A 7,572-nucleotide genomic window follows, 5' to 3' on the forward strand; every position below is an offset into this window, starting at 1 on the left:
ATATCCAATGCAAATTCAACGCGAAGGCCGCGTTTCGTTCGGCGAGGCGAGCCTTTATGTATGGGAGGAAGGAATTCCTCGCGAATGGGACGCAAAAGTTGTCTGGGAGCGAAAATTCAAGCGCGAAGTGTTCAAGCGCATCATCCAGACACTCAATCGTATCGGCTGGACCGTCCGCGAACAGACCCATATTTTCACCGACAACAATGCACGCCATTGCGTGAAGGGCGACCTTCAGGCCGACCTGAAGATCTCCGGCCGCAGTATTGATCTTGAGTTCTTCCAGTCCGTGAGCACCCCGGATCGCGCAGACCACGGTGGGCGTTACCAAAGCGACAAAGAAAAGCACATGCCGTACCTGGTGCGCCTGGAGATGCAGCGGACACGCCGGCGCATTCGCGACTACCTTTGCAACGTCTTTACCGGCTACACGTTCAAGGATCAAGAACGCAAATGCGGTATCGGCGGCATGACCAACATCGAATGGATCAATGCTGACTACGTGAGCCAGCGCCGTTTTGGGCCGCCCACTATCCCGCCAGATCGCTACAACTCTGGTTCAGGCGACAAGAAAACCATTGAGCACGGCGCGAAGGTCTGGACGACTGATCGCAAAGGCCGCTGGTATCAAGGCACAGCCTTCGTGAACATCAACAACATGTGGTGGGTCGCACATGGCAAGTACGGATACGACAACAAGGCTTGCTTCGAACTGTTTGTCGACCGACCAGCCGATATCAGAATCAAGAAAAACGAGCGAGCCAGACGCCAGCGCCTGGAGGATCTGATCGCTAAGGCTGTGGCTGGAATGAATTACCGTCGGGCCGAGGTTCTGCGAAAGGTACTTTTCCCAGGGCAGGAGCCTCTGTTCATGATCTTCAACGTGAAGGATGGGGTCTACTTTCGCCCCAACTATAGCGGCTACACCAGTGACACGGTCAGGGCTGGCAAGTACACCCGCGCCGAGCTGAAACCCTACCTGGGTGATGCTGACGAGAAAGACGGCCTGAAGGCTGTGCCGATTTCACAGGCGGCCTGATCCGGCCCCATGCCGGGCCGAACACAAATACCCCACTTCTACGAATCACGCCAGCCGGCGAGGATCCCCTATGGAAATCACTTACGGCTCGGTCTGCTCCGGCATCGAGGCGGCAACGCTTGCATGGAAGCCTCTCGGGATGCGCGCCACCTGGTTCGCCGAGATCGAACCCTTCCCCAGCGCGGTGCTGGCCCACCACTACCCGAACACGCCGAACCTCGGCGACATGACCAAACTCGGCGCCCAGGTGCTGGCCGGAAAGATCGCCGCACCGGACGTCCTCGTCGGCGGAACACCTTGCCAGGCATTCAGCGTGGCCGGCATGCGCGAAGGCCTCACCGACCCGCGCGGCGCCCTCACCATCAAATACGTGGAGCTTGCAGATGCAGTTGACTATGTTCGCGCCGGCCAGCGAAAGCCCGCCGTCGTCATCGTCTGGGAAAACGTCCCCGGCGTCCTCAGCGACAAAGGGAACGCCTTCGGATGCTTTCTTGGCGCGCTTGCTGGGGAAGACTGCGAACTGCAGCCTTCAGGGAAGAAATGGCCGGACGCTGGTTGTGTGTATGGACCCAAAAGAACAGTCGCGTGGCGGATCGTGGACGCCCAATATTTCGGCCTGGCCCAACGACGCCGCCGTGTGTTCGTTGTCGCAAGTGCTCGAGACGACTTCGATCCCACAGAGGTACTTTTTGAGCGAGAAGGCGTGCGCCGGGATACTGCGCCGCGCCGAGGCGAGGGGCAAGACGTTACCGGATCAGCTCCTTTCGGCCCTGCGCTCCAGTGCGGATGCGGAGAAGTCTTCGCCGAACACCTCGGACCTTACGGCTGCGTGAACTGCGAGGGTGATGAAGGGCCTGCGGTGTCGATGTTTGGCGGTATACCGGCGTTCGGTGGCCACAGCCTGGCCGGATCGGTTGAGCGCTCAGCAACACTCACCGCCAAGGACAGCCGGCTCGACATGGAAAGCGAGACTTTTTTCGTGGCCCCAACGCTCGCCGGCGGCGCACGCAAGTCGGGCGGCTACAGCTATGACGACGTTCCGTGCGTTACCGCGACCCTCGATGCGAGTTACGGTCGACTTCAAGGCTGCTCAGGCCAGGACGCCAACCACGGACACAGCCACCTGGTGGTTAACGGCACACAAGATCCGGACGTCCGCTATGAACAAGCCCACACCCTCGGCCGCAACAACGGCGGCGAAAATGCTGTGCTTGCAATTCAAAACGCCACGCGCGGAAAAGATCAGAACGGGCTTGGCATCGCAGAACCTGGCGACCCCATGTACACGCTTGATCAGGGTAGCCAGCACGCCGTAATGGTTGCCGAAGTCTCCGGCACGCTCGGTGCCAATCATGGAAACATCAAGGCGGAACAGGCATGGACCGGCCAACTCGTCGGCGGGTCAGGCGTTCGCCGATTGTTGCCGCGCGAGTGCGAACGCCTCCAGGGCATGCCCGACGACTACACGCTGATCCCATGGCGCGGCAAGCCAGCCAGCGAATGCCCGGACGGACCGCGCTACAAGGCGATCGGTAACAGCAAGGCCGTTCCCTGCGTACGCTGGATCGGCCGCCGCATCCTCAAGCAGATCACACCCAGCCCGTACGGATGATCACGTCGATCAGTCGAACAACGGCAGCGATCAGGTTTATCCACTCGGTGAGACGTTTCATTTTTTGAGCCCTTTGGTGGTATCGGAACCAACGAACTCAACGATGAATCGGCAGATGCCATAGAACAGCGCGAACTTTCCTGAATCCCCCACCCTCCACTGCCCGGGCATGCCCCGGCATAGGACGCCATCCATGCTGAACATCTTCTGGCGAATCCTCGCCAAGGTAATCGCGCGCCCGGCAATCGTCGACTGGCTCATCGCCCGCGCCAAGCTCACCCCGTACCAGCACATCATGTCCGCCGACGGCACCGAGATGTACATGGGCCGCTGGTGGCTGCTCAACCCGTACAGCCGCATCACGCACAAGCCGAGGTTCTGGTGGTGCCCGTGGTCGTTCCGGATCCACCACATCCTGCGGCCGGACGAGGACAGGGATTTGCACGATCACCCGTGGCACGCCCGCACGATCATCCTTCGTGGCTGGTACCGCGAACAGCGCCTTGAAACTCCCGACCTGCCGACAGGAATGCCGATGGTGCGCGAGCCAAGCGATGAACCGGCGGAAACCACCAGCATCATCCGGCGCCCCGGAGACACCGCTCGCCTACTTCACGGCGAGTACCACCGAATCGATGAAGTCTCCGAAGGCGGCGTATTCACTCTTTTCATCACCAGCAAGTGGCGCGGTGACTGGGGATTCCTCGTAAACGGCGTGAAGGTGCCTTGGCGCACCTACACCGGTACCGACAATTGAAAAGGATTGCATGATGAGCGGAATACAAACTCTGGCCACTCTGGTGCTCGGCGGCGCATTCGACTCAACCGAGCTTGGCGAAAACGACATTCAGCCAGATTCGAAGCTGATCGAAGAGCTGCAGCAGCGGCTGGTCACCGGCACCGATGACGTTTATGTCGAGCTGATCGACCGCGCCGAGCTCGACCGGGTCACCGCCGAGCGTGACGCCCTGCAGCAGCGCCTGAACGCAGCGGATCAGCGGATTGATGAGCAGGTCCAAGAGCGGGAAAACCTAATCGCTTACGGCCGAAGCCTGGGACTTGATGAAGCCTCGACACTGTGCAGTCGGATGGCCTACGACGAGTACTACCCGGCCGGATCTCGCTTCAAGTTATTCGTGCCGAAGACGCGGGAGAAAATGGGCAACCTGCTTATCAAGGCAGCAAATGCAATAGCAAATCTCCCGGACGGCCCGTTCAAAAAATTCAGGGACGGCGTCAAGAGGAAAGCAGAAAAGTCTGCCACGGCCTGACAGGAGTACATCTGTACTCCACTCGCAAATCTACTCCCTCCCCCTTCAAAGTCAGCCGCTATAGCGGCAAGGACGAAGTCATGAACAAAGAAAAGCTCGCAGCTGAACTGAACGACATCCAATACCCGGCGCACCGTTCGATCACCAAAGAACAGATTGCCGAAGCCAAGAACGCCGGACTAGTGATCGTCTATGGCGCCAGCGACGACCTGATGGAGTTCGAAGGCGCCATCCGGGACGAGCTTGGGTGCAACAACGGCGGCACAGCTTGGGTGGACGCCAATGGCTTGCTCGATCGCTCGCAGGTTGACGACGGTGATGATCAGGCGATCGCGAATTTCGTGAAGCGAATGGCGACGGCAGAGTTCATCAATGCGGTTTGGGATGTGGACGGTTTCAGCTGGATCTACGAAACGGACATCCCTCACGCAACTTTCAACGTTTGGGACGGCGAAGACGGCTACTGCCGGGGCATTGTGTTTGCACTCGCCGACCTCAAATCGCAAGCGCAGCCATGATCCTTTCCTGCATGGCCGGCTGCACCCTCTTCTTCTGGCTTCCATTGGCCCTGACCATAAAGGCGGTGATCGGATGAAAGTTCCTGATTCGGAAATCCTGCGGGCTATCTGGCGCGCGCAGGTGAAGAGAACCGCGAAAGGCGTGATCGTGAATTACGTCGGCGGCAGCAAAGGGCTGACCGGCGAGCGCGATCTGGATCGCCACTTCGCCCAGTACCTGAGCATGATCGGCCGTGGCGCGCTCGGGATCTCACTGAGCAACGGGCAGCTCGCCAGGCGCATCAAGTCGCTGATCGGACAAGCCGGCTTGCAGTGGAATGGCCGCCCCGGAAATGCATACGAGTTCCAAACTCAAGCCGCAACCGAGGCATTCCACTTTGCACGCAACTGGTGGGCAGAGCGCGGCGTTCCGACCGGGTTCGACCATGAAAACCAGCGCATGAGATCGATCAAGCTTTCCGATTACGAGAGCTTGGTGGCTCAGCTTGAGAATGAACTGCTCGACCAATTCGGTGAAAGGAAGGTGACGCCATGATCTTCGCCCCGCTCTACATGGCCTACCTCATCTACAAGGGGCCGTGGCGATGACCGGAATGATCGGCGCCCGCGCGGCGCCGCCGAAGCACAAGAGCGTCGAGTGGTGCACGCCGGCCTGGATCTTCGACCGCCTGGACTTGCAGTTCGACCTCGACCCATCCAGCCCGCACGACTATGTGACAGCGGTACCGGCGAAGACGAAGTACACGATCTTCGATGACGGCCTGTCGAAGGAATGGTCGGGCCGCGTTTGGATGAACCCGCCATACGGTCCTGACACCGGGTTCTGGATGCGCCGCCTGATAGCTCATGGCAACGGCATTGCGCTGGTATTCAGCCGCACAGATGCCGAGTGGTTTCAGGAAGCAATGGCCACTGCATCGGCCACGTTGCTGATCAAGGGGCGAATCGCCTTTGTGCCCGGGCACGAGAACAGCCACAAGAAAGGCCGATCAGGTGCCGGCAGCGCGATGTTTGCTTTCGGCGATGACTGCGCGATCGCTCTGCAGAGCCTGGCGGATCTCGGCGTTTTGGTTCCCCGAATCGCTGCCTGATTCGAACTCATTCAGCAGTAACCCCTCCCCCTACTCAACAGCCTGCCGGTGTACGGCGGGCGAGGAATTCGCATGCTCGAAGAAGAGAAAGTGCAGTGCACCCGCTGCCGGAACAAGCACCTCCACGGTGAGCGGGTCAGCGTACCGAGCAGCTGGCTCAATGGTGTTCGCGATCTGGTCTGCCCGCACTGCAAGTGCCGCAACTACTACAGGCTCGACGCCGACGGTAAGCGAGCCGCGTAACAAACCACCTTCTGCCGCCCCGCGCGGCACCGCTCACCCGGGCAAGGAAGTGCGCCATGACCATCACGAAGACCATCAAGGTCCCGCACCGATTCGCTGGCCTTTGGTGGGTCGTCGCCGACTGCAACGGCATCACCCAGCACATCTGCCGCCGCACCGAACAACTGGCTCGCGCCATCGCCCCAGGGCAGGACAGCGTGACCCTTCATTAAAACCTTCTGCCGCCGCCGGCGGCGTGGAATATCACCATGGCAAATCGAAGCGCGGCACAGGTCGCGCCAATCCTCCCGCGCTTCATTCGCGCCGGCGAGGCATACGGCTATCTCGGCATGTGCCGGGATGAGTTCAATAAAACGGTGCGGCCGAACGTCCGCGAATTCCCGATCGGGAAACAGGGAGTCGGTTTTGACCGGCTCGAGCTGGACGAGTGGGCCGATCGTTACATCGAGTCGATGGCAATTGAAAAGGCCGCCAATCAGGACAACAATCGCCCTCGCAGCGAGCGCCAGGGCAAGAAGAAAGGAGCAACGCCGTGGCCCAAAAAGCAATCACCGGCCTCCAGCAAATGCCGAACGGCATCTGGAAGATCGACAAAAAGTACAGAGGAGAACGAATTCAAGAGAGTACTGGCACTTGTAACCGCGCCGAAGCAGAGCAGTACCTGATTCACAAGCTGGAGCAGTTGCGCCAGCAGAAGGTGTACGGCGTCAGACGGGTAAGGACGTGGCGGGAGGCGGCGACTCGCTTCCTGCTGGAAGTGAAGGATCAGGCTTCAATCCACATCTCGGCCACCTATATGGAACAGCTCGACCCGTTTATTGGCGACATGCCGCTGACCCACATCGACGACGACGCACTCGCGCCTTACATACAGTCGAAGCTAAATCCGGCGGTAGGGAAGCCAGTCACGAACCGGACAGTGAATATCGCGCTCCAGCGGGTCATCCGCGTGTTGAACCTCTGTGCACGCAAATGGCGTGACGAGGAACGACGGCCGCTGCTGGACGTGGTGCCGATGATTTCCCTGCTGGACGAGAAGACGAACAGCCGAAAGCCCTACCCGCTTTCATGGGAAGAGCAGTCGATCCTGTTCGCCGAACTCCCGGCGCACCTTCAGACCATGGCTATGTTCAAGGTCAATACAGGTTGCCGGGAGCAGGAAGTTTGCAAGCTTCAGTGGAATTGGGAGATTGCGGTACCGGAGCTGGGAACGAGCGTGTTCCTGATACCGGCGGGATTTGGGGGAAGGAGCGCCAGGTCTGGCGTGAAGAACCGAGACGAGCGTCTGGTCGTGATGAATGACGTTGCCAAGTCTGTGATCGAGAAGCAGCGCGGCAAGCATCCGCTCTACGTCTTCCCGTTTGGCAAGCCAGATGGTGAAGGGAATGAAACGACGGTTCACCGCATGAATGACTCGGCCTGGAAGAAGGCGCGGATTCGAGCGGCAAAGAAGTGGCAGGAGAAATTCTTGCGGCCGGCACATGACGGCTTTGCCAGAATCCGAATTCACGACTTGAAGCACACCTTTGGGAGAAGGCTGCGTGCTGCTGGCGTGACTGAGGAGGATCGCAAAGCGCTGCTCGGCCACAAGAACGGGAGCATCACCAGCCACTACTCGGCAGCGGAGTTGGATCAGCTCATTGCGGCGGCAAATAAGGTATCAGCAACCGACTCGCGCGCACCAGCGCTGACGATTCTGAAAAGGAGGGAAGCATGATCGAAAATGCCAAGGTCACTCGGAAAGTCACTATGGCAGAAACAACAAAGCCACTCGAAAACGGCTAAGTCGTTGAATTAT

The 7,572-nt window shown here is 59.4% G+C and carries 11 protein-coding genes; all 11 read left to right on the forward strand.

What is annotated here, in order from left to right:
* Positions 1–7: 7 nt before the first annotated feature.
* The 11 genes from ACM6JM_RS12345 (at position 8) to ACM6JM_RS12395 (ending at position 7,491) form a co-directional block, all read left to right on the forward strand.
* Entirely contained in the window at positions 8–1,039 is a 1,032-nt protein-coding gene (locus ACM6JM_RS12345) for a hypothetical protein (protein ID WP_414881985.1), read from the forward strand.
* A 70-nt stretch (positions 1,040–1,109) separates the two neighbouring features.
* Positions 1,110–2,651 (forward strand): DNA cytosine methyltransferase, encoded by a 1,542-nt coding sequence (locus ACM6JM_RS12350; RefSeq protein WP_414881986.1) that lies wholly within the window; start codon positions 1,110–1,112, stop codon positions 2,649–2,651.
* A gap of 193 nt (positions 2,652–2,844) precedes the next feature.
* On the forward strand, positions 2,845–3,408 hold the full coding sequence (locus ACM6JM_RS12355; RefSeq protein ID WP_414881987.1) for a hypothetical protein: 564 nt from the start codon (positions 2,845–2,847) through the stop codon (positions 3,406–3,408).
* A 13-nt stretch (positions 3,409–3,421) separates the two neighbouring features.
* Positions 3,422–3,922 carry a hypothetical protein gene (locus ACM6JM_RS12360; protein WP_414881988.1) on the forward strand — a complete coding sequence of 167 codons (501 nt, stop codon included), beginning with the start codon at positions 3,422–3,424 and terminating at the stop codon, positions 3,920–3,922.
* 80 nt (positions 3,923–4,002) lie between these two features.
* A complete protein-coding gene (locus ACM6JM_RS12365; protein WP_414881989.1) occupies positions 4,003–4,440 on the forward strand; it encodes a hypothetical protein in 438 nt (145 codons plus the stop codon).
* A gap of 73 nt (positions 4,441–4,513) precedes the next feature.
* Positions 4,514–4,975 carry a hypothetical protein gene (locus ACM6JM_RS12370; protein ID WP_414881990.1) on the forward strand — a complete coding sequence of 154 codons (462 nt, stop codon included), beginning with the start codon at positions 4,514–4,516 and terminating at the stop codon, positions 4,973–4,975.
* A gap of 49 nt (positions 4,976–5,024) precedes the next feature.
* A complete protein-coding gene (locus ACM6JM_RS12375) occupies positions 5,025–5,531 on the forward strand; it encodes a DNA N-6-adenine-methyltransferase (protein ID WP_414881991.1) in 507 nt (168 codons plus the stop codon).
* 72 nt (positions 5,532–5,603) lie between these two features.
* Positions 5,604–5,774: a hypothetical protein gene (locus ACM6JM_RS12380; RefSeq protein WP_414881992.1), complete on the forward strand. Its 171-nt coding sequence runs from the start codon at positions 5,604–5,606 to the stop codon at positions 5,772–5,774.
* Between the two features lie 56 nt (positions 5,775–5,830).
* Positions 5,831–5,986 carry a hypothetical protein gene (locus ACM6JM_RS12385; RefSeq protein WP_414881993.1) on the forward strand — a complete coding sequence of 52 codons (156 nt, stop codon included), beginning with the start codon at positions 5,831–5,833 and terminating at the stop codon, positions 5,984–5,986.
* A 36-nt stretch (positions 5,987–6,022) separates the two neighbouring features.
* A complete protein-coding gene (locus ACM6JM_RS12390) occupies positions 6,023–6,439 on the forward strand; it encodes a hypothetical protein (protein ID WP_414881994.1) in 417 nt (138 codons plus the stop codon).
* A complete protein-coding gene (locus tag ACM6JM_RS12395) occupies positions 6,340–7,491 on the forward strand; it encodes a tyrosine-type recombinase/integrase (RefSeq protein ID WP_336353057.1) in 1,152 nt (383 codons plus the stop codon). Before ACM6JM_RS12390 ends, ACM6JM_RS12395 begins: the two co-directional genes overlap by 100 nt.
* Positions 7,492–7,572: the final 81 nt, after the last annotated feature.

The sequence above is a fragment of the Pseudomonas sp. IT-P2 genome (assembly GCF_949767575.1).
Classification (GTDB): Bacteria; Pseudomonadota; Gammaproteobacteria; order Pseudomonadales; family Pseudomonadaceae; genus Aquipseudomonas; species Aquipseudomonas pharyngis.

Excerpts from the sequence above, each read along its gene's own strand:
- ACM6JM_RS12385 (WP_414881993.1), top strand. The coding sequence starts at position 5,831 with ATGACCATCACGAAGACCATCAAGGTCCCGCACCGATTCGCTGGCCTT.
- ACM6JM_RS12365 (WP_414881989.1), top strand. The coding sequence starts at position 4,003 with ATGAACAAAGAAAAGCTCGCAGCTGAACTGAACGACATCCAATACCCG.
- ACM6JM_RS12375 (WP_414881991.1), top strand. The coding sequence starts at position 5,025 with ATGACCGGAATGATCGGCGCCCGCGCGGCGCCGCCGAAGCACAAGAGC.
- ACM6JM_RS12380 (WP_414881992.1), top strand. The coding sequence starts at position 5,604 with ATGCTCGAAGAAGAGAAAGTGCAGTGCACCCGCTGCCGGAACAAGCAC.
- ACM6JM_RS12370 (WP_414881990.1), top strand. The coding sequence starts at position 4,514 with ATGAAAGTTCCTGATTCGGAAATCCTGCGGGCTATCTGGCGCGCGCAG.
- ACM6JM_RS12360 (WP_414881988.1), top strand. The coding sequence starts at position 3,422 with ATGAGCGGAATACAAACTCTGGCCACTCTGGTGCTCGGCGGCGCATTC.
- ACM6JM_RS12355 (WP_414881987.1), top strand. The coding sequence starts at position 2,845 with ATGCTGAACATCTTCTGGCGAATCCTCGCCAAGGTAATCGCGCGCCCG.
- ACM6JM_RS12395 (WP_336353057.1), top strand. The coding sequence starts at position 6,340 with ATGCCGAACGGCATCTGGAAGATCGACAAAAAGTACAGAGGAGAACGA.
- ACM6JM_RS12345 (WP_414881985.1), top strand. The coding sequence starts at position 8 with ATGCAAATTCAACGCGAAGGCCGCGTTTCGTTCGGCGAGGCGAGCCTT.
- ACM6JM_RS12350 (WP_414881986.1), top strand. The coding sequence starts at position 1,110 with ATGGAAATCACTTACGGCTCGGTCTGCTCCGGCATCGAGGCGGCAACG.
- ACM6JM_RS12390 (WP_414881994.1), top strand. The coding sequence starts at position 6,023 with ATGGCAAATCGAAGCGCGGCACAGGTCGCGCCAATCCTCCCGCGCTTC.